The organism is Pseudomonas sp. SW-3 (genome assembly GCF_016615645.1).
Lineage (GTDB): Bacteria > Pseudomonadota > Gammaproteobacteria > Pseudomonadales > Pseudomonadaceae > Aquipseudomonas > Aquipseudomonas mandelii.
This window is the reverse complement of sequence record NZ_CP067098.1, coordinates 1,522,019-1,541,901: the sequence shown is the minus strand read 5'-3', so window position 1 is coordinate 1,541,901 and position 19,883 is coordinate 1,522,019. Positions and strand designations below refer to the sequence as shown.

Annotated in this window: 22 protein-coding genes; 8 read left to right on the top strand and 14 right to left on the bottom strand. The window is 60.6% G+C overall.

All coding sequences use genetic code 11. The features are described from left to right. Window positions 1-107 precede the first annotated feature (107 nt). Complete coding sequence (locus JIO00_RS06865) at window positions 108-1,127, top strand: DUF4917 family protein (protein WP_169856210.1); 1,020 nt, start codon at window positions 108-110, stop codon at window positions 1,125-1,127. Window positions 1,128-1,277: 150 nt separating this feature from the next. Here JIO00_RS06865 and JIO00_RS06860 read toward each other — a convergent pair whose 3' ends face one another. Continuing rightward, a complete protein-coding gene (locus JIO00_RS06860; protein WP_077749587.1) occupies window positions 1,278-1,820 on the bottom strand; it encodes a helix-turn-helix domain-containing protein in 543 nt (180 codons plus the stop codon). Window positions 1,821-1,928: 108 nt separating this feature from the next. On the opposite strand from JIO00_RS06860, the gene JIO00_RS06855 reads away from it, so the two are divergent. Further along, a complete protein-coding gene (locus tag JIO00_RS06855) occupies window positions 1,929-2,711 on the top strand; it encodes an aldolase (protein WP_010462472.1) in 783 nt (260 codons plus the stop codon). A 29-nt stretch (window positions 2,712-2,740) separates the two neighbouring features. Further along, entirely contained in the window at window positions 2,741-3,628 is an 888-nt protein-coding gene (locus JIO00_RS06850; protein ID WP_200667860.1) for a dihydrodipicolinate synthase family protein, read from the top strand. A 144-nt stretch (window positions 3,629-3,772) separates the two neighbouring features. Here JIO00_RS06850 and JIO00_RS06845 read toward each other — a convergent pair whose 3' ends face one another. The 3 genes from JIO00_RS06845 to JIO00_RS06835 all read right to left on the bottom strand — a co-directional run bounded on the left by JIO00_RS06845 (window position 3,773) and on the right by JIO00_RS06835 (window position 5,195). Then, window positions 3,773-4,117 (bottom strand): YegP family protein, encoded by a 345-nt coding sequence (locus tag JIO00_RS06845; protein ID WP_010462476.1) that lies wholly within the window; start codon window positions 4,115-4,117, stop codon window positions 3,773-3,775. Between the two features lie 175 nt (window positions 4,118-4,292). After that, window positions 4,293-4,598: a ribbon-helix-helix domain-containing protein gene (locus JIO00_RS06840; protein ID WP_200667859.1), complete on the bottom strand. Its 306-nt coding sequence runs from the start codon at window positions 4,596-4,598 to the stop codon at window positions 4,293-4,295. A gap of 15 nt (window positions 4,599-4,613) precedes the next feature. Beyond that, entirely contained in the window at window positions 4,614-5,195 is a 582-nt protein-coding gene (locus tag JIO00_RS06835) for a DJ-1/PfpI family protein (RefSeq protein ID WP_077749585.1), read from the bottom strand. Window positions 5,196-5,459: 264 nt separating this feature from the next. Here JIO00_RS06835 and JIO00_RS06830 point away from each other — a divergent pair, with 264 nt between their 5' ends. Next, window positions 5,460-6,350 carry a DMT family transporter gene (locus JIO00_RS06830; RefSeq protein WP_077749584.1) on the top strand — a complete coding sequence of 297 codons (891 nt, stop codon included), beginning with the start codon at window positions 5,460-5,462 and terminating at the stop codon, window positions 6,348-6,350. A gap of 85 nt (window positions 6,351-6,435) precedes the next feature. Here the strand turns inward: JIO00_RS06830 and JIO00_RS06825 are convergent, their stop codons facing one another. The 4 genes from JIO00_RS06825 to JIO00_RS06810 form a co-directional block, all read right to left on the bottom strand. Beyond that, window positions 6,436-7,650, bottom strand: coding sequence for a class I SAM-dependent methyltransferase (locus JIO00_RS06825; RefSeq protein ID WP_077749583.1), 1,215 nt, complete (start codon window positions 7,648-7,650; stop codon window positions 6,436-6,438). 308 nt (window positions 7,651-7,958) lie between these two features. After that, window positions 7,959-8,576 (bottom strand): TPM domain-containing protein, encoded by a 618-nt coding sequence (locus tag JIO00_RS06820; protein ID WP_010462489.1) that lies wholly within the window; start codon window positions 8,574-8,576, stop codon window positions 7,959-7,961. Between the two features lie 28 nt (window positions 8,577-8,604). Next, the gene (locus tag JIO00_RS06815; protein ID WP_010462491.1) at window positions 8,605-9,354 is read right to left on the bottom strand and encodes a TPM domain-containing protein; all 750 of its coding nucleotides are present in this window, start codon (window positions 9,352-9,354) and stop codon (window positions 8,605-8,607) included. A 34-nt stretch (window positions 9,355-9,388) separates the two neighbouring features. Further along, the gene (locus JIO00_RS06810; RefSeq protein WP_010462493.1) at window positions 9,389-9,997 is read right to left on the bottom strand and encodes a LemA family protein; all 609 of its coding nucleotides are present in this window, start codon (window positions 9,995-9,997) and stop codon (window positions 9,389-9,391) included. A 236-nt stretch (window positions 9,998-10,233) separates the two neighbouring features. On the opposite strand from JIO00_RS06810, the gene bglX reads away from it, so the two are divergent. Then, window positions 10,234-12,525: a beta-glucosidase BglX gene (gene bglX / locus JIO00_RS06805; protein ID WP_077749543.1), complete on the top strand. Its 2,292-nt coding sequence runs from the start codon at window positions 10,234-10,236 to the stop codon at window positions 12,523-12,525. A 132-nt stretch (window positions 12,526-12,657) separates the two neighbouring features. Here the strand turns inward: bglX and JIO00_RS06800 are convergent, their stop codons facing one another. The 5 genes from JIO00_RS06800 to JIO00_RS06780 all read right to left on the bottom strand — a co-directional run bounded on the left by JIO00_RS06800 (window position 12,658) and on the right by JIO00_RS06780 (window position 16,984). Further along, window positions 12,658-13,815, bottom strand: a complete 1,158-nt coding sequence (locus JIO00_RS06800; protein WP_077749544.1) for a phospholipase D-like domain-containing protein — start codon at window positions 13,813-13,815, stop codon at window positions 12,658-12,660. Window position 13,816: 1 nt separating this feature from the next. Beyond that, window positions 13,817-14,407, bottom strand: coding sequence for a YceI family protein (locus JIO00_RS06795; RefSeq protein ID WP_010462496.1), 591 nt, complete (start codon window positions 14,405-14,407; stop codon window positions 13,817-13,819). Between the two features lie 105 nt (window positions 14,408-14,512). Beyond that, on the bottom strand, window positions 14,513-14,842 hold the full coding sequence (locus tag JIO00_RS06790) for an amidase (protein WP_200667857.1): 330 nt from the start codon (window positions 14,840-14,842) through the stop codon (window positions 14,513-14,515). Beyond that, window positions 14,839-15,933 carry a serine hydrolase domain-containing protein gene (locus JIO00_RS06785; RefSeq protein ID WP_200667855.1) on the bottom strand — a complete coding sequence of 365 codons (1,095 nt, stop codon included), beginning with the start codon at window positions 15,931-15,933 and terminating at the stop codon, window positions 14,839-14,841. The genes JIO00_RS06790 and JIO00_RS06785 overlap by 4 nt, the downstream gene beginning before the upstream one ends. Before the next feature lie 172 nt (window positions 15,934-16,105). After that, window positions 16,106-16,984, bottom strand: a complete 879-nt coding sequence (locus JIO00_RS06780; RefSeq protein ID WP_145307451.1) for an acyl-CoA dehydrogenase family protein — start codon at window positions 16,982-16,984, stop codon at window positions 16,106-16,108. Window positions 16,985-17,138: 154 nt separating this feature from the next. Between JIO00_RS06780 and olsB the strand changes: the two genes are divergently transcribed. Together olsB and JIO00_RS06770 are read left to right on the top strand one after the other, a co-directional pair. Beyond that, window positions 17,139-17,894 carry an L-ornithine N(alpha)-acyltransferase gene (gene olsB / locus JIO00_RS06775; protein ID WP_010462503.1) on the top strand — a complete coding sequence of 252 codons (756 nt, stop codon included), beginning with the start codon at window positions 17,139-17,141 and terminating at the stop codon, window positions 17,892-17,894. After that, window positions 17,894-18,685, top strand: a complete 792-nt coding sequence (locus JIO00_RS06770) for a lysophospholipid acyltransferase family protein (protein WP_010462505.1) — start codon at window positions 17,894-17,896, stop codon at window positions 18,683-18,685. Before olsB ends, JIO00_RS06770 begins: the two co-directional genes overlap by 1 nt. Window positions 18,686-18,810: 125 nt before the next feature. On the opposite strand, the gene JIO00_RS06765 is transcribed toward JIO00_RS06770, so the two are convergent. Beyond that, window positions 18,811-19,389: an acyl carrier protein phosphodiesterase gene (locus JIO00_RS06765; protein ID WP_010462507.1), complete on the bottom strand. Its 579-nt coding sequence runs from the start codon at window positions 19,387-19,389 to the stop codon at window positions 18,811-18,813. Between the two features lie 171 nt (window positions 19,390-19,560). On the opposite strand from JIO00_RS06765, the gene JIO00_RS06760 reads away from it, so the two are divergent. Continuing rightward, window positions 19,561-19,881, top strand: a complete 321-nt coding sequence (locus tag JIO00_RS06760) for an ArsR/SmtB family transcription factor (RefSeq protein WP_010462509.1) — start codon at window positions 19,561-19,563, stop codon at window positions 19,879-19,881. Window positions 19,882-19,883 lie beyond the last annotated feature (2 nt).

Here is a 19,883-nt window from a genome sequence, read left to right as displayed (position 1 = left end):
GCGCACAGGATCGACGCTTCGGGCAGGCAGTAACTTGATCTGGCTCAAGTCCCGGTCGTGATAAAGTCGCCGCCCATCAGACCTTTTGCTTTGAGACTTTGACCGCAATGACCGATTTCCAGGATGTTGATGCCCAACTTGAAGACTGGAACGCCTTGCGCGCCACCGCCTCGTTCAGCGGTTTGCTGGTCGGCAACGGCGCCAGCCGTGCGGTGTGGGACGACTTCGGCTACGACTCGTTGTTCGAAAATGCCCGCACCGTCGAAGAAAAACCCCTGAGCCAGTCCGAGCTGAGCGTGTTCGACGCCATGCAGACCCGCAGTTTCGAACAGGTGCTGAGCGCGCTGAAAATCACCAGCCGGGTCAACAAGGCCCTGGCCGTCAGCTCCGCTGCGCCGCGCAATCGTTACTACGCGATCAAGGAAGCGCTGATCAACACAGTCCACGCGGTGCACATCCCGTGGCGGCTTGTGGTGCCCTCGACCCTGGCGACGATCAGTCAGGAACTGGGCCGCTATCGAACGGTGTTCACCACCAATTACGACTTGCTCAACTACTGGGCGATCCAGCATCAGCCGGATGCCATCACCGATCTGTTCCAGGGCGCCGAACCGGGTTTTGATTTGAGCGCCACGGCGACCGATAAAACCCGTTTGTTGTACCTGCACGGTGGCCTGCACCTGGTGCGCAATCAGGACGGCACGGCGCGCAAGCTGATGTCGACGGAGGGCACATTGCTGGGCAGTTTCGCCATCAACAACACCATCAAGACGCTGGACGATGTGCCGCTGTTCGTCAACGAAGGGCCGGCGCAGGACAAGCTCAAGACCATTCGCAGCTCGGATTATCTGTCGTTTTGCTATGACCAGTTGCTGAGCCATGGTGAGGGGTTATGCCTGTTCGGGCATGCCTTGGGCGAGCAGGACAGCCACATCATCCATGCGTTGCGCCAGGCGAAACCCAAGGTAGTGGCAATCTCGATTTACCCGCGCAGCAAGGCGTTTATCCAGCATCAGAAGCGGCATTACACGAAGGTGTTTGAGGGAACGGGGTCAGAACTGCGTTTTTTTGATTCGAAGACCCATGCACTCGGCAGCACGAAGCTCACAGTTCCCGTCGAGGTCTGAAGCGAACACCGAACCTGTGGCGAGGGAGCTTGCTCCCGCTGGGCTGCGAAGCGGCCCCTGCATTCTTTCAGAGAAAACGCATTGTCAGGTTTTACGACTGCTTCGCAGCCGAGCGGGAGCAAGCTCCCTCGCCACAACAGCACCGCAACTTCATTCCTCAGCGCTATGTACCACCACCAGCAACTGCGCCTGAGCCTCCCCCACTGAGCGAATCCGGTGCGGTTTCTGCGCATTGAAGTGCAGCGCATCCCCGCGATTGAGCAGCACGCGCTCGTTCATGAAGTCCACTTCCACCTGCCCTTCGTGGACGAACAGAAACTCTTCCCCCACGTGTTCCTTGAAGGTTTTATCCGCGAATTCTGTCGGCGGATAAATCATGAACGGCAGCAGGCTGCGCTCGCTGACCTGGTGGGCCAGCACCGCGTAGCCGGGGCTTTCATCGTTGGCCGCCAGAGACTGGCGCTCGTCGCTGCGCACCAGGCTGTAGCTGTCGAGGCTGATGTTGTCTTCGGAGAACAACTCCTCGACCTTCACGTTCAGCGCCTTGGCCAGTTTCAGGGCAGCCGCGATCGACGGCGTATTCAGCCCGCGCTCGACTTTCGACAGATAGCTCTTGGTCATGCCGGATTTTTCGGCCAGGGCCTCCAGCGTCACGCCAAGTTTTTTTCTAAGTAATTTCAAACGGATAGACATGAAGAACGATTAATCCATCAAGGAGGCGACGATTTGCCCTTGCCTATGACACAAAGTGTCATATAGCCTCTGCTGTGTCATTTGCATGAACCACCCAAGGACACCGAGATGGCCAAGACCTTAGCATTACCCAAAGAGCAATTGGTCAAGCAAGCGTTGACCCAGATGCAAAACACCCTGGCGGATAATACGTGGACCGACCGGCAAAAGCTGGCCCTGACCTGCCGGATTCTATTTGAAAATGGTCACGACTCCGGCCTGGCCGGGCAAATCACCGCCCGTGGCCCTCAGCCTGGCACCTATTACACTCAACAACTGGGCCTGGGTTTCGACGAGATCACCGCGAGCAATCTGCTGCTGGTCAACGAAGACCTGGAAGTGCTCGAAGGCCACGGCATGCCCAACCCGGCCAACCGTTTCCACAGTTGGGTGTACCGCGCCCGGCCCGACGTGAACTGCATCATTCACACGCACCCGACCCACGTCGCGGCGCTGTCGATGCTCGAAGTGCCGCTGCAGATTTCCCACATGGACCTGTGCCCGCTCTACGACGATTGCGCGTTTCTCGAAGGCTGGCCGGGTGTACCGGTGGGCAACGAAGAAGGTGATTTGATCGCCGGCGCACTGGGCGACAAAAGGGCCATCCTGCTGTCGCACCACGGCCAGTTGTCCACCGGCACGACCATCGAAGAAGCCTGTGTCATTGCTCAGCTGATCGAGCGTGCCGCAAAGCTGCAACTGCTGGCGATGAGTGCCGGGACCATCAAACCGATCCTGCCGGACCTGGGCCGCGAAGCCCATGACTGGATCTCGAAACCCAAGCGCCACGGCGCCGCGTTCAACTACTACGCCCGGCAGCACCTGCGTCAACACGCCGATTGCCTGAACTGAACCCACCCATTTCCTGAAGGAGACACGACATGTCGACCCCCGCCATTCACGGCATCATCGGCTACACCATCACCCCATTCACCGCCAATGGCGAAGGCGTCGATCTCGACGCACTCGGGCGTTCCATCGACCGCTTGATCGACGGCGGCGTCCATTCCATCGCGCCACTGGGCAGCACCGGCGAAGGCGCTTACCTGAGCGACGCGGAGTGGGATCAGGTCAGCGAATTCAGCATCAAGCATGTGGCCAGGCGCGTGCCGACCATCGTCAGCGTGTCCGACCTGACGACCGCCAAAGCCGTGCGCCGCGCCCGTTTCGCCGAAGCCCATGGCGCCGATGTGGTGATGGTGCTGCCGACGTCCTACTGGAAACTCAGCGAAGCGGAAATCCTCGCCCACTACCGCGCCATCGGCGACAGCATCGGCGTCCCGATCATGCTCTATAACAACCCGGCCACCAGCGGCACCGACATGTCGGTGGACCTGATCCTGCGGATCGTCAACGCCGTGGAGAACGTGACCATGGTCAAGGAGAGCACCGGCGACATCCAGCGCATGCACAAGCTGCAACTGCTCGGCGAAGGCCGGGTGCCGTTCTACAACGGCTGCAACCCGCTGGCGCTGGAAGCGTTTGCGGCGGGTGCGAAAGGTTGGTGCACAGCGGCGCCGAACCTGATTCCGCAGCTCAATCTGGATCTGTATGACGCGGTGCTGGCGAATGACCTGGGCAAGGCGCGTGAACTGTTCTATCGCCAGTTGCCGCTGCTGGACTTCATCCTCAAGGGTGGCTTGCCGGCGACGATCAAGGCGGGGCTGCGTACGACCGGGCTGGAAGTGGGCGATCCGCGGTTGCCGGTGTTTCCACTCGGCGAGGCCGGGATCAGCCAGTTGCAAGAATTGCTGAAAGCCTTGCGCTGATCTCAAGCCGCACACAAAACCCATGTGGGAGTGAGCCTGCTCGCGATGGCGGACTGACATTCAACATCTTCGTCGAATGTTAAGCCGCTATCGCGAGCAGGTTCGCTCCTACGGGGGGAATTGTGTTGGTCCTGAAGGGAGCGATCAAAGCACCGGCAAGGTCTTGTCCTTGATCACGGTGGTCGGCCCGTTGGCCTTGACGCTGGCGATGCCTTTATCCATCGCGCCAGCGGAAGAGTAGGTCTCGCTGCTGCCGATGATCTCGTGGTTACCGGCCTTGAGATTGAAGTAAGGATGGCCATCCTTGGTGGTTTTCTTTTCGTAGCGCTCATCCAGCGGGCTGTTCTTCTGCACCGAAGCAATGCCGTTGTCGGCAGCACCGCGAGTGGTGTACAGCTCGCTGGTCAGAATGGTTTCGGCGTTGGCGGCCTTCAGTACAAACTTGAACTGACCGTTGCTGCTTTTGCTCACTTCGTACCATCCGGACATGCTCTTTCTCCTTGGCGATTGAGTGGTCTCGCGCTTCAGAGTAAAGACCAGCCCGGGACATCTGTCGCCTGTAACACCGCCATCGCGAGCAGGCTCGCTTCCACATTGGAATGCGTTCCCCTGTGGGAGCGAGCCTGCTCGCGATGGGGCCGGTAGGGCCAGCGCAAAACCAACCCTATTTCACCACCGCCCGCACCACCGACAATTCCGGCGCCTGTACCCATCGCTGACTCAGATACCGCGTACAACTCACCCGCAAAAACGAGGCGAAATTCACCACTTCACCGCGGTAGTCCATCACCTCTTCATACAGCTTGGCGATCAACTGGTTGGTGGTCATGCCGTCGACCTCGGCGATTTCGCTGAGGATGTCCCAGAACTGATTCTCCAGGCGCAGGGTGGTGACCACCCCGCAGATGCGCAGCGAGCGGGAGCGCGATTCATAGAGAATCGGATCGGCTTTGACGTACAGCTCGCACATGGAAAAACCCCCTCGTTACAGCGTGATTTTGGTGCCCAGCAACCCAAGGAAGCCGGCGAGCCAGCTTGGGTGCGCCGGCCAGGCGGGCGCAGTGGCCAGATTGCCTTGTACGTGGCCTTCCGTCACCGGGATATCGATGAACGTACCGCCGGCCAGACGCACTTCCGGCGCACAGGCCGGGTAAGCGCTGCACTCGCGACCTTCGAGAATCCCCGCTGCCGCGAGCAGTTGCGCACCGTGACACACGGCAGCGATCGGTTTGCCGGCCTTGTCGAATGCGCGCACCAGCTCCAGGACTTTTTCGTTCAGGCGCAGGTATTCCGGCGCACGACCGCCGGGGATCAGCAGCGCGTCGTAGTCGGATTCAGCGACTTTGGCGAAATCGAAGTTCAGGGCAAACAAGTGACCGGGTTTTTCGCTGTAGGTCTGGTCGCCTTCGAAGTCGTGAATCGCCGTGCGCACAGTCTGGCCGTCGGATTTGTCCGGGCACACGGCGTGCACCGTGTGGCCGACCATCAGCAGCGCCTGGAAAGGCACCATCACTTCGTAGTCTTCGACGTAATCGCCGACCAGCATCAGAATTTTCTTGGCAGCCATGGGGAGGACTCCTCTGGGAAATGCATAGGAGTATTCAAGGTAGTCCTTATCCAGCGGGTCGGGTAATAACCAGCTACTACCTGAAAACCGCGTTATCGTTCTTCGCGGGCAAGCCTCGCTCCTACAAAGGCACCACCATACCTGTAGCGCGAAGGCGCCCTTCAACTGTACGGATAACTCTGCGCCTAGCTGTAACAGCGCGATCCCCGTGGTTTATGGCTAGATGAAGTCTCTTCCCGCCACCTAACATTCTGGTCCCCCATCATGTCCTCGCGCGAAAACACCGGCATGGCCCTCGGCCTGCTCGGCGTTGTGATCTTCAGCCTCACCTTGCCCTTCACGCGGATCGTCGTGCAGGAACTTCATCCGCTGCTCAACGGCCTGGGCCGGGCGCTGTTTGCGGCGGTGCCGGCGGCGATGTTGTTGCTGTGGCGCCGGGAAAAATGGCCGACCTGGAAACAGGTCAAAGGCCTGACACTGGTGATCGCAGGCGTGATCCTCGGTTTTCCGGTGTTGTCGGCCTGGGCCATGCAAACCTTGCCGGCCTCCCATGGCGCACTGGTCAACGGTTTGCAGCCGCTGTGCGTCGCGCTGTACGCCGCGTGGTTGTCCCACGAACGACCGTCGAAAGCCTTCTGGGCCTGCGCGGCGTTGGGCAGTGCGCTGGTGTTGGGTTATGCGCTGATCAGCGGGGCCGGCAGTATTCAGGCCGGTGATTTGCTGATGCTCGGGGCGATTGCCGTGGGCGGCCTGGGTTATGCCGAGGGCGGCCGGTTGGCCAAGGAGATGGGCGGCTGGCAGGTGATCTGCTGGGCGCTGGTGTTATCGACGCCGCTGCTGATCGGACCGGTGGTGTATTTGGCGCTGCAACACCAGGGCGAAATTTCCGCCAAGACCTGGTGGGCGTTTGGTTATGTTTCGCTGTTCTCGCAGTTCATCGGGTTCTTTGCCTGGTACGCCGGGTTGGCGATGGGCGGCATTGCCCGAGTCAGTCAGATCCAGCTGTTGCAGATCTTCTTCACCATCGCGTTTTCGGCGCTGTTTTTTGGTGAACATATCGAGCCGATCACCTGGCTGTTTGCCGCCGGAGTGATCGTGACGGTGATGCTCGGACGCAAGACCGCCATCAAACCCGCCCGCATTGCCACCACGTGACCTGTAGGAGCCACGCTTGCCGGCGAAGGCGTCGGCACTATCGCCTTCGCCGGCAAGCCTGGCTCCTACAGGGTCATGCGGTGTTTTAGAGGTAGCCGTCAGCCCGCAGCAGGGTTTCCAGGCAATGTTCGCTGATGTGGTAGAAATCCTTCAGTTCCTGGATCTTCACCAACAGCTGGGCCGGGTCCACCGGCTCGGCGCGTTTGACTGCCAAAATCATCTTGTTCTTGTTGGTGTGGTCCAGTGAGATGAACTCGAACACCTTGGTTTCATAACCACAGGCTTCCAGGAACAGCGCTCGCAGGCTGTCGGTGACCATTTCCGCTTGCTGGCCCAGGTGCAGACCGTATTGCAGCATCGGCTTGAGCAGCGCCGGGCTCTGGATTTGCAGGCGGATCTGTTTGTGGCAGCACGGCGAGCACATGATGATCGAGGCGCCGGAGCGGATGCCGGTGTGAATCGCGTAGTCGGTGGCGATGTCGCAGGCGTGCAGCGCGATCATCACGTCCAGCTCGCTCGGCGCGACGCTTCGCACGTCACCGCACTTGAACACCAGCCCCGGATGCTCAAGCTTGGCGGCGGCGGCATTGCACAGGTTGACCATTTCTTCGCGCAACTCGACGCCGGTCACCACGGCTTCGGCCTTCAAGGTGTTGCGCAGATAGTCGTGGATCGCAAAGGTCAGGTATCCCTTGCCCGAACCGAAATCCGCCACCTGTACCGGCTTATCCAGGGCCAAGGGCGAGGTGGTCAGCGCATGGCTGAAGACTTCGATGAACTTGTTGATCTGCTTCCACTTGCGCGACATCGCCGGGATCAGCTCGTGCTTGCTGTTTGTCACGCCCAGGTCGGCGAGGAACGGCCGGTTCAGGTCGAGGAAACGGTTCTTCTCGCGGTTATGCTCGGCGGACGGCACTTCACGCAATTGCTGAGGTTTGCTCTTGAACAGCGAAGACTTGCCCTTTTTGCTGTATTCGAGCTGGGCTTCGTCAGTCAACGACAGTAAATGCGCATTTTTGAACGAGGCCGGCAACAGCGCGCCGATGGTCGCGACGCCCTCGGCAAGCGGCAGGTTCTTGGTGATGTCGCGGGTCTTGTAGCGGTAGACGAAGGACAGGCAGGGCTGATCCTTGACCGTCAGTTGCTTGATGATCAACCGCTGCAAATCGGCTTCGGTGCCGACGTACTTGGCCAGGACCAGTTTGATGAAGGCATTCTGGTCGAGGCTGGTTTGCAACAGGTCGATGAACTGAGCGTGGTGATCCGGCGCGAGGCTGGCGGGAGTGGCGGTGACAGACATGGAAAAAACGGCCTCGGGCGGAGCGGATCGGGAATGGCGGGTATTTTAGGGGGGATGGCATACGAGGGCACGGGTAATTTCCCGAACGGTGCGAAACCCGAAGCAAAAACGCTACTGGGTTGAGTGGGCTAGTGTGGCGAGGGAGCTTGCTCCCGCTGGGCTGCGAAGCAACCTACCCCCTGCAACCGTGTTTATCTGAATGACCGCATTGGCTGGTTTGGGGGGCCGCTTCGCGCCCCAGCGGGAGCAAGCTCCCTCGCCACAAAAGCCCTCTCCCCACAGAAGGTGTATCAATTCCAGAAGTGAAATCAGCCCAACACCACCAACCGATTCGGCAACTCATTGCGCACGTGCGTCACCGGCACATGCACCTTGAGCAGCTCGCCGCACGCCTCGACGCACGTCACAAACCCCTGCAATGTCTGGCCCTGCTTCACCTGTTGAGTAAACGCCGCAACGATCGCGTCCCAGTTCTTGTTGTCCAGCCGCTTGGAAATCCCTTCATCCACCAGAATTTCCACGTACCGCTCAGCCTCGCAGACAAAAATCAGCATCCCGGTGCTACCCACCGTGTGGTGCAGGTTCTGCTCCAGAAACTGCCGGCGCGCCAGATTTGACGCTCGCCAATGCCGCACCGAGCGCGGGATCAGGTGGGTGGTGACTTTCGGAATCCGGAACACCAGGCACAGCACGATGAACGTGATCCATTGCACCAGCAGCAAACTGTGCAGGGTCAGCCAGCCTGTCAGGTAATGCACGATACCCGGCACCACCAGCGCCAGCAGGCTGGCCCAGAGCAGCGGGATGTACGCGTAGTCGTCGGCGCGGGCCGCGAGCACCGTCACCAGTTCGGCGTCGGTGTCGCGCTCGACCCGGGCAATCGCCTCGGCGACTTTGCGTTGTTCGTGTTCAGTCAGTAATGCCATGTCTAAAAGTGCCCATTCATTATTATGCTCACCAGCCGCCCGACGAACCGCCGCCCCCGAAACTGCCGCCACCCCCGCTGAAGCCCCCGCCACCGCCGCCGAAACCTCCACCGCCGAAACCGCCCCCTGAACTGCCTCGGCCACCGCCACCGCTGGGCAGGATACCGAGCATCTGGCAGACGAAAATCGTCAGGATGAACAGCAACACCAGGAACACGAACACGCCCGGATGGCGGGATACGAAATCGTCGCCCTCATCCCCTCTCGGCTCATAGACCGTCGACGGTTCATCCAGCGGATTGCCGCCCAGCACCACCAGCATCGCGGCGACCCCGTCGCTGATGCCCTTGCTGAAGTTGCCGGTCTTGAACGCTGGCGTGATCACCTGGTTGATGATCACCGAACTCTGCGCATCGGTCAGGCGATCTTCCAGGCCGTAACCGACTTCGATGCGCAATTTACGATCATCTCGCGCAACGATCAGCAACGCGCCGGTGTTTTTATCCTTCTGGCCGATGCCCCAGTAGCGCCCCAGCTGATAGCCGAAATCGGCAATGTCGGTGCCCTGCAAGTTCGGCAACGTCACCACGACCAACTGCTCGCCCGTGGCTTTTTCATGGGCCTGGAGCTGCTGCGTCAGTTGCTCACGAACCGACGGCTCGATCATCTGGGCGTTATCCACCACCCGTCCGGTCAGCTGCGGAAACTTCAACTCGGCCTGGGCTGTCAGGGCAAACACCCACAGCACCAGCACCAGGCCCACTTTCAACACGCGCATTGGCAACCTCATCCGTGGTGACGCGTCAAGCCGATCAGAACTTCACTTCTGGCGCTTTTTCGGCATCGGGGCTGGTGGCCTCGAAGGTTTCGCGGATCGGCAAATCGCTGTACATCACCGTGTGCCACAGGCGACCCGGGAAGGTGCGGATTTCGGTGTTGTACTTCTGCACCGCGAGGATAAAGTCGCGACGCGCCACGGCGATGCGATTCTCGGTGCCCTCGAGCTGCGATTGCAACGCAAGGAAATTCTGGTTGGCCTTGAGGTCCGGGTAACGTTCGGACACCACCATCAAACGGCTCAAGGCGCCGGTCAGCTGATCCTGCGCCTGCTGGAACTGCTTGAGTTTTTCCGGGTTGTCCAGGGTGCTGGCATCCACCTGGATCGAGGTCGCCTTGGCTCGGGCTTCGATCACCGCGGTCAGGGTTTCTTCCTCATGTTTGGCGTAGCCCTTGACGGTTTCCACCAGGTTGGGGATCAGGTCGGCGCGGCGCTGGTACTGGTTCTGCACCTGGCCCCAGGCAGCCTTGGCCTGTTCGTCGAGGGTAGGAATGTTGTTGATGCCGCAGCCCGCCAGCAGCGTGGTGAGCAACATCAAGGCTGCAACCTGCAGGCTCGACCGAGTGTGGTGTCGTACATTCATCTGGTTGACGCTCCCTTGCACCTTCCGTTGAAAAACAACCAGCGACCTTCTGAGCGGTCTCTTGGGGCATAATCTGCCCCCGCCACTGGATTGCATCGAGCCAATGGGCTAAAAGATGCCCCAGCGCCAAACGCTGCAGAAGTGTGCTGCATTTACCTGAACAACAATAGTCGCTCCCTAAATTTTGGCTGATCGGCGCGTATTCACTGCCGTTTAGGCCTTTGAGAAAACTATTCATGAAGAAGCTGTGTTTGCTGGGCCTGTTCGTCAGCCTGGCCAGTCATACCGTATTGGCCGCCACGACGCCCGCACCTTTGGAGAACAAGGACGCTTTCATCACTGACCTGATGAAACAAATGACCCTCGATGAAAAGATCGGCCAGTTGCGCCTGATCAGCATCGGCCCTGAGATGCCTCGGGAGATGATCCGCAAGGAAATCGCCGCCGGCAACATCGGCGGTACCTTCAATTCGATCACGCGCGCGGAAAACCGTCCGATGCAGGACGCGGCCATGCGCAGCCGGTTGAAGATCCCGATGTTCTTCGCCTATGACGTGATCCACGGTCACCGCACGATTTTCCCAATCCCGATTGCCCTGGCCTCGAGCTGGGACATGGACGCCATCGGTCTGTCCGGGCGCATCGCCGCCAAGGAAGCCGCGGCAGACAGCCTCGACATCACGTTCGCGCCGATGGTCGACATTTCCCGCGACCCACGTTGGGGCCGCACCTCCGAAGGCTTCGGCGAAGACACGTACCTGGTGTCGCGCATTGCCGGCGTGATGGTCCGGGCCTTCCAGGGCACCGGCGCGAACGCGGCCGATAGCATCATGGCCAGCGTCAAGCACTTTGCCCTGTACGGTGCGGTCGAGGGCGGTCGCGACTACAACGTCGTCGACATGAGCCCGGTCAAAATGTACCAGGACTACCTGCCACCGTACCGCGCCGCCATCGACGCGGGCGCGGGTGGCGTGATGGTTGCGCTGAACTCGATCAACGGCGTGCCGGCCACCGCCAACACCTGGCTGATGAACGACCTGCTGCGCAAGGATTGGGGCTTCAAGGGCCTGGCGGTCAGTGACCACGGGGCGATTTTCGAGCTGATCAAGCATGGCGTCGCTCGTGACGGTCGCGAAGCCGCGAAGCTGGCGATCAAGGCCGGCATCGACATGAGCATGAACGACACCCTGTACGGCAAAGAGCTGCCGGGGCTGTTGAAGGCCGGCGAGATCGAACAGAAAGACATCGATAACGCTGTCCGAGAAGTGCTCGCCGCCAAGTACGACATGGGCCTGTTCAAGGACCCGTACCTGCGCATCGGCAAGGCTGAAGACGATCCGGCCGACACCTACGCCGAAAGCCGTCTGCACCGCGCCGAGGCCCGTGACGTCGCGCGCCGCAGCCTGGTGTTGCTGAAGAACCAGGGCGAGACCCTGCCGCTGAAGAAAACCGCGAAGATCGTGCTGGTCGGTCCGTTGGCCAAGGCGCCAATCGACATGATGGGCAGCTGGGCCGCCGCTGGCCGTCCGGCTCAATCGGTCACCTTGTTCGACGGCATGAACGCCGCTGTTTCAGACAAATCGAAGCTGATCTACGCCCGTGGCGCCAATATCACTAGCGACAAGAAAGTGCTGGATTACCTGAACTTCCTCAACTTCGATGCGCCGGAAGTGGTGGATGATCCGCGTTCCGCCCAAGTGCTGATCGACGAAGCGGTGAAGGCCGCCAAAGACGCTGATGTCGTGGTTGCCGCTGTCGGCGAGTCCCGTGGCATGTCCCACGAATCGTCGAGCCGCACCGACCTGAACATCCCGGCCAACCAGCGCGACCTGATCAAGGCGCTGAAAGCCACCGGCAAACCGCTGGTGCTGGTGTTGATGAACGGCCGCCCGCTGTCGATTCTCGAAGAGAAGGAACAGGCTGACGCGATTCTGGAAACCTGGTTCAGCGGCACCGAAGGCGGCAACGCCATCGCGGACGTGCTGTTCGGCGACTACAACCCATCGGGCAAACTGCCGATCACCTTCCCGCGTTCGGTGGGCCAGATTCCGACCTACTACAACCACCTGAGCATTGGCCGGCCGTTCACGCCGGGCAAACCGGGCAACTACACCTCGCAGTATTTCGATGACACCACCGGCCCGCTGTTTCCGTTCGGTTTCGGCCTGAGCTACACCGATTTCAGCCTGAGCGACATGGCCTTGTCGTCGACCACGCTGAACAAGACCGGCAAGCTCGACGCCAGCGTCATGGTGAAAAACACCGGCAAGCGCGACGGCGAAACCGTGGTGCAGCTGTACATCCAGGACGTGACCGGCTCGATGATCCGCCCCGTCAAGGAACTGAAGAACTTCCAGAAAATCACGCTGAAGGCCGGCGAACAGAAAGTCGTGCACTTCACCATCACCGAAGACGACCTGAAGTTCTTCAATGCCCAGCTCAAATACGCAGCGGAGCCAGGCAAGTTCAACGTGCAGATCGGCCTGGATTCCCAGGACGTGACGCAGCAGAGCTTTGAATTGCTGTAACCCCTGACACACCGCAATAAACCTGTGGGAGCGAGCCTGCTCGCGATGAGGGCATAACATTCAACATCTTTGTTGGCTGTTACACCGCCATCGCGAGCAGGCTCGCTCCCACAGTGATTTTGGGTGTGACGACTATCCGCGTCGATCCAGCAGATTCACCACCAGCCGATCCACCCATCCCCAAACCCTTTGCTTGACCCGCCGCCACAGTGGCCGGCTTTGCCATGCCTCCAGGCTCACTTCCTGGCTCTGCGCAAAGTCCTTCTCGAAACTCGCCACTACCGCACGCGTCAACCCTGGGTCTAGCGCTTCAAGGTTGGCTTCCAGATTGAAGCGCAGATTCCAGTGATCGAAATTGCATGAGCCGATGCTCACCCAGTCATCGATCAAGACCATTTTCAGGTGCAGGAAACACGGCTGGTATTCGAAGATCTTCACCCCGGACTTGAGCAATCGCGGGTAATAACGATGCCCGGCGTAGCGCACCGACGGGTGATCGGTGCGTGGCCCGGTCAGCAGCAGACGCACATCGACGCCTCGGCCGGCAGCCCTGCGCAATGAACGGCGGACTTTCCAGGTCGGCAGAAAGTACGGCGTGGCCAGCCAGACCCGCCGCTGACCGCTGTTCAGCGCTCGAATCAGCGATTGCAGGATGTCGCGGTGCTGGCGGGCGTCGGCATAGGCCACCCGCCCCATCCCTTCGCCCATGGACGGCACCCGTGGCAGACGCGGCAGGCCGAAGTGCGCCGCAGGTCTCCAGGCGCGGCGATGGCGGTTGGCGATCCATTGCCGGTCGAACAGCAGCTGCCAGTCGATGACCAAGGGTCCGGTGATTTCCACCATCACTTCATGCCATTCGCTGGTGTCTTCGCCCGGCGTCCAGAACTCGTCCGTGACGCCCGTGCCGCCGACCACCGCCAGACTCTGATCGACCAGCAACAGCTTGCGGTGATCGCGGTAAAAGTTACCGACCCAGCGTCGCCAGCTCAGGCGATTGTAGAAACGCAGTTCCACACCCGCCGCCATCAGGCGCTGACGCAAGGTCAAGGTGAATGCAAGGCTGCCGTAGTCATCGAACAGACAGCGCACACGCACGCCGCGCTCGGCGGCCTGCACCAACGCCTGCACCATGGCCTCGGCACAGGCGCCCGCTTCCACCAGATACAACTCCAGCTCGACCTGTTCTTCGGCGCGGGCAATTGCGACCAACATGCGCGGGAAAAACTCCGGGCCGTCGATCAGCAGTTCAAAGTGGTTGCCTGCACGCCAGGGGAAGATTGCACCGGCCATGTCAGCGCGCCGTGAAAATCAGTACCGCACCCACCGGCACCGACAGGCTGATGGCCGACAATCCAGCGACCTTGCGCAAACTTTCCAGGCCCGGTGCCAGATCGAAGTCTTCGGCATTGATGATAATCGGTTCGAGGGTCACCACCTGGAAGCGCCGGTCATCAAGACGGGTCGCCAGCAGTTCGGCGTTGTATTCGTGGGTTTTACCGTGAAGGTTGACGGTCAGCGGCAAGCGCAGCTCCAGCTGGGCACCGGGCGCGAGATCGCTGATCGGGCGCAGATCGATCTGCGCGGTGATCAGCGCTTCGGGGAAGGTCTGGATCTCAAACAGTTCCTTGCGCATGCGTTCGTCGCGCAGCGGGATGCCGCTGTTCACCGACTCCATCTCGACTTCCACCTCGGCCAGGCCCTTGGGGCTGACTTTGCCGTGCAACACCAGGAAGCGCTGCACTTCGGAAATGTTGGCGTTTTTGGTGCTGATGAAGGACAGCCGAGAGGACTCGCCATCGAGATACCAATTGGCCTCGGCCGACAACGAAGCGCCGGCCAGAAGCAGGAAGGCGAGGGTTTTGGAAAGGGACCGCTTGAACATAGAGACTCATGGGGCAAATAAACCTGAGCGAACCTTAACCGCCCTGAGGCAGGTTGCAAACTCTAATGCCACAACAGCCCTGCACCACAAGTAATTCCAGCGTGTTCAGGGTTGCAGGCGGCAGCCTTGGTGTTCGCCGATCCATTGCGCGCTGTTGCTGCGGCCCATGCCGCTGACGGTCACGCGCTGGCTGGCGGGGTCATCGGTGAAGCCGCTGGTGGGCAACCACTGCTTCACGTAGCGGTGGCAATACTCGGCGTCGTTATTCATCACGTACCGGCACGAGCAATATTCCTTGGCGGTGTAGGCGCTGATGATGTCGGGAAACGCCCACAACGCCACTCGCTCCTGCCAGATCCAGCCGAGCAAGGCTATCAGCGCTATTAACATCAGTGCGCTGAACGGTCGGCGACGAACAAAACGGTGGCGGTTCATGGCTGCACCTTCCCGGCAAAGGCCTTGAGCGCGAGCTTGAGCAATTCGTTGTGCTGGTAGATCTCGTCGCGGTCATCGCCATAGCGCACGATCACCAGCTGTTCGCCGGGAATCACGTACATCGCCTGCCCCCAATGGCCCAAAGCGGCGAAGGTGTCGGCCGGAGCATCCGGCCAGGGTCGGGCAGCGCCCTCCACCGCTCGATTGAGCCACCAATGACCGCCGGGGACCGCATCATCCTGATTGGCTTGATAGCGGGCGAAGGGTTCGCGGTTGAAGGCGACCCAGTCTTTGGGCAGCAGCTGTCGATCACCCCAACGACCGTCACGCGCCATCAGCAGGCCGACGCGCGCCAGGTCCCGGGCGGTGAGGTAGGCATAAGAGGACGCGACGAAAGTGCCCGTGGCATCGGTTTCCCAGACGGCATGGCGAATTCCTAGCGGCTCGAACAATGCTGTCCATGGATAGTCCGGGTAACGGGCCGGACCGACGATGGTTTTCAGCGCGGCGGCCAGCAGATTGCTGTCGCCACTGGAGTACCGAAAGGCCTGGCCTGGTTTGGCGTACTCAGCGTGATCAGCGGTGAACGCCGCCATGTCGTGATGACCCAGGGTGTAGAGCATGGCGACCACCGAGGACTTCAACGGGGCGTATTCGTAGTCTTCCTGCCAGTCCAGGCCTGAAGCCCAGTGCAACAGGTCGGCCAGGGTAATTGCCGGGTGTTTCGCCAACGGCGGGTAAAACTGCACCGCTGGGTCCTCAAGTTTGAAAAGGCCCTCGCCATAGGCCACACCCAGGACCGTGGCCATCAGGCTTTTGCTGATGGACCAGGTCAGGTGCGCGGTGTCGGCCGTGGTCGGGCCGGCGTAGCGTTCGTAGATCAGTTGGCCGTCGCGGATTACCAGCAAGGCATCGGTGCGGATGCCTTTTCGAGTGGTGTCATCGCGAGGCGGAAAGGCGTAAGTCTCCAGGGCTTGAAGTGCGGGGCCGGAGACGTTCGGGCCGGTCGACCATTGCTCGGCGGGCCAGGTTTCGGCGTGGGCCGTGAGGCTGAGCAGCAGCGTGAAAATCAGGGGCAAGCCTTTGAACATGGCTGGGGCTCGGCGGGGTGGGCTTGCTGAGCCTAGTCGAGGTTGATGACAGTTTTGGAATGTGTGTCGCCTATGCGGCCGCCTTCGCGGGCAAGCCTCGCTCCTACAGGAGTTCGCGATCCAATATAGGAGCGAGCGGTGCGGCGATCCGACTTGCCCGCGAAGAGGCCTGTCAGATCGCCGCCAACGCCTTGGCCAATCGCTTGCCTCTGGCCCCCGCCGCCAGATCCATCACACTCTGATCACGCTGCCACATCGCCGCCCAGTGCTGCGGGCCATCAGCCAGAGCCTCGTTCAGCTCAGCCTTGAGCCCCTCGAATTGCGCAAACAATCCCCCCAGCAGCACATGCCCGGCCAGATTGTTCGGCGCCTGCCGGCTGACTTCCGCGCACCCGGCCAGCAGCGCCAGCAACCGCAATTGCAGGGCCTGCGGCCAGTCACTGTCCTGCCCCACCCCATACAGCCACGCGGTCATCGCGCTCAATACATAGATGTCTTCCAGCGTGCGGAACGGTTTGACGTAGGCATCCCAGCCATCCCCCGCGAGTAGTTCGCACTGGGCGTTGTCCAGAAACAACCGACCGTGGCTGATGTCCGGCATCAGCGCGATGGCCGGGAGTTTTTCCAGGCGCACGCCCGGTTCATCGGGATAGACCACCGCCAGACTCAAGCGCGGCGTTTCGCCGGACGCTTCACTGCGCGCGGCAACCAGCAGCCAGTCGGCCGCATCGCCAGCGGTGACGAAATCCTTGCGCCCACTCACGCGTAAATCGCTCAGACGCGTCTGCATGTCCGCCACCCGCAGACTGCGCTGTTCGGTGGCACACAACGCGCCGAGGCTCAGCGGCGCGCTCGGCCAGAGCATGCGCAGCGCCGCCTGATAGCCCACCAGAAACGCCAGCCCCGGCGTCGACATCAAACGCCCGCCGACCACCGCCAGTTCCAATGGCGTGACCGTGCCCAACGTGTGCAACAAGGTCGCGAACCCCTCCGCCAGGTCCGGGTTGACGGGCAGGCGATCGCGGCGATTCAACAGGTTTTGCCAGGGCATAAGAGGCTCCTTGTGGGCTGTCATGTAAGCATCACCAAAGCTTCATGGCGATGACACCGGGGCTACATAGCCTGACTTTGCACAACACGGCTGCATAAAGAAAGTCGATCGGCTTTAACCCAAGACGGGTTGACCAGCCCGCACGGAGATTCCCATGACTCAGATCGCCCGCATCAGCGACACCGGCAATGAACGCCGCCTGCAAGCCGAACGCCTGGTGGGCGCCGAGGCCTTGCAGGAAGCCCAGGCCTTGCGCTTCAACGTCTTCAGCGGCGAGTTCAACGCCAAGCTCAAAGGCGCGGAGTTGGGTCTGGACATGGACGACTATGATGTTCACTGCGCCCACATTGGCGTGCGTGACTTGAACACCGGGCGCCTGGTGGCGACCACCCGTTTGCTCGATCACACGGCCGCGAGCAGCCTGGGCAAGTTCTACAGCGAAGAAGAGTTCAGCCTCCATGGTCTGGTCCACTTGAAAGGCCCGATCCTGGAAATCGGCCGCACCTGCGTCGACCCGGCTTATCGCAACGGCGGCACCATCGCGGTGCTCTGGGGCGAACTGGCCGAAGTGCTGAATCAGGGCGGCTACAGCTATTTGATGGGTTGCGCGAGCATTCCGATGCAAGACGGCGGGATTCAGGCCCACGCGATCATGCAGCGTCTGCGGGAACGTTATCTGTGCACCGAACACCTGCGGGCCGAGCCGAAAAAACCGCTGCCGGTCCTGGACCTCCCGTCCAACGTGATCGCCGAAATGCCGCCGCTGCTCAAGGCCTACATGCGTCTGGGCGCGAAGATCTGCGGTGAGCCGTGCTGGGACGAAGACTTCCAGGTCGCCGACGTGTTCATCCTGCTCAAGCGCGACGAACTCTGCCCACGTTATGCCAAGCACTTCAAGGCGGCAGTCTGATGAGCCGGTTGCGGGTGTACGCGCGGATTGCGCGAGTGCTGGTGGTGGTCGCGCTGGGGTTGAGCATGGCCAGCGTGTTCGGGCTTTTCGAGCGGCTGGGCATTGCCCACTCGATGGTCCGCCGCCAACGCTGGTCGCGGTTTTTCATGGCGCGATTGAGCAACGCCCTGCCCTTTCGCGTGACAGTTCACGGTGAACTGCCGAAGGAGCCGATGCTTTGGGTCAGCAATCACGTGTCGTGGACCGACATTCCGTTGCTGGGCATGCTCACGCCAATGTCGTTTCTGTCCAAGGCCGAAGTGCGCACCTGGCCGGTGGCCGGTTGGTTGGCGGCCAAGGCCGGCAGCCTGTTTATCCGTCGCGGCTCGGGTGACAGCCAGCTGATTCGCAAACAGATGACGCGCCACCTGGCGCAGGCACACCCATTGCTGATGTTCCCTGAAGGCACCACCACCAATGGACGTTCGTTGCGTACCTTTCATGGTCGCTTGTTGTCAGCAGCGATTGATTCTGAAGTGAAGCTGCAGCCGGTGGCGATTCGTTATCTACGTGACGGTGAACTCGACTCACTGGCGCCGTTCATTGGCGATGATGATTTGCTGTCGCACTTGATGCGGTTGTTTGCCAATGATCGCGGGGAAGTGGAAATCAAAGTGCTCAAGCCGATCGCTTGCGAAGGCCGGGAGCGTGCGGCGCTGGCGTTCGAGGCACAGCAGGCGGTGCAGAAATCGTTGTTTGGGGCCATCCCTCAGGCGCAACCGGAACCGCTGCGCCCCGCGATCGCGGCGTGAAACAAATTCCCTGAACAAGCACTAATCCTTGTAGGAGTGAGCCTGCTCGCGATAGCGGTTTTAAATTCAACAATGATGCTGAATGACACACCGCTATCGCGAGCAGGCTCACTCCTACAAGGGGCTTAGGGTGCTGGATAGTTTTGGGCGAAATCCTGAAGCTGCGGATAGAACAACCGGAAATCCTCACTGAGCGGTTCGTACAGCCGACGCAATTCCTGCATCGCCCCCGCCAGTTCCTCAGGCCGGGTCAACCGCCGCGAAATCCCCCGCAGCACCTGGTCCAGCACATCAAACTCCTGATAAGACCCCAACCAGTCATTCGCCACCATGTGCGGCGCGATCCTCGCCAACCGCTCCGGCAATTGAGGCTCAGTCGACAGCACCCGATACACATCCGAGGTGAACCGCTCCAGCGGCTGGTCCGAGTAGAGGGTCCAGTCCCGCGCCAGGCAGTGGTCGAAAAACACGTCGAGCACGATCCCGGCGTAACGCCGGCGTGTGGTGGAAAATCGCGACAGCGAGGCATCCACCAACGGATGGCGGTCGGTGAAGACGTCGATGCTGCGATGTAGCTGGATGGCCGCTTCAATCTCCGGGTTGAACTGCCCTTGCAGCCGCCCCTTGACGAAATCGCCATACAGACTGCCGAGCAATTGACCGGGGCGCTGGCCACCGAGGTGAAGATGGGCGAGATAGTTCATGGGCGCAGCTTAGCATTGCGCCTTCGAATGTTGACACTCACCGTATCGTTATAACCCGATATAGCGATTTATGCGCTCATCAGACCAAAATCATATTTGTATATCGCGATCTACCGATTTAAAGTTCGCCACATCGCGATATAGCGTTTTACTCATCACGAGCCCAAACCCATGACCATCGACCTCGACGAAATAATAAAAGCCCTGGCACACCCAGTCCGCCGAGACATCCTCATCTGGCTGAAAGACCCCAAGACCCAGTTCCCGGAACAGATCCACAACCACGAGTACGGCATTTGCGCCGGACAGATCGATCAACGCTGCGGCCTGTCGCAGTCGACCGTGTCCGCCCATTTGGCGACCTTGCAACGTGCGGGACTGATCAGCAGCCAGAAAGCCGGTCAATGGCACTTCTTCAAGCGCAACGAGGACGTGATCCAGGCGTTCCTCGCGGCCATCGTCAAGGAGCTCAGCGCTCCGACAAGGAATTAACC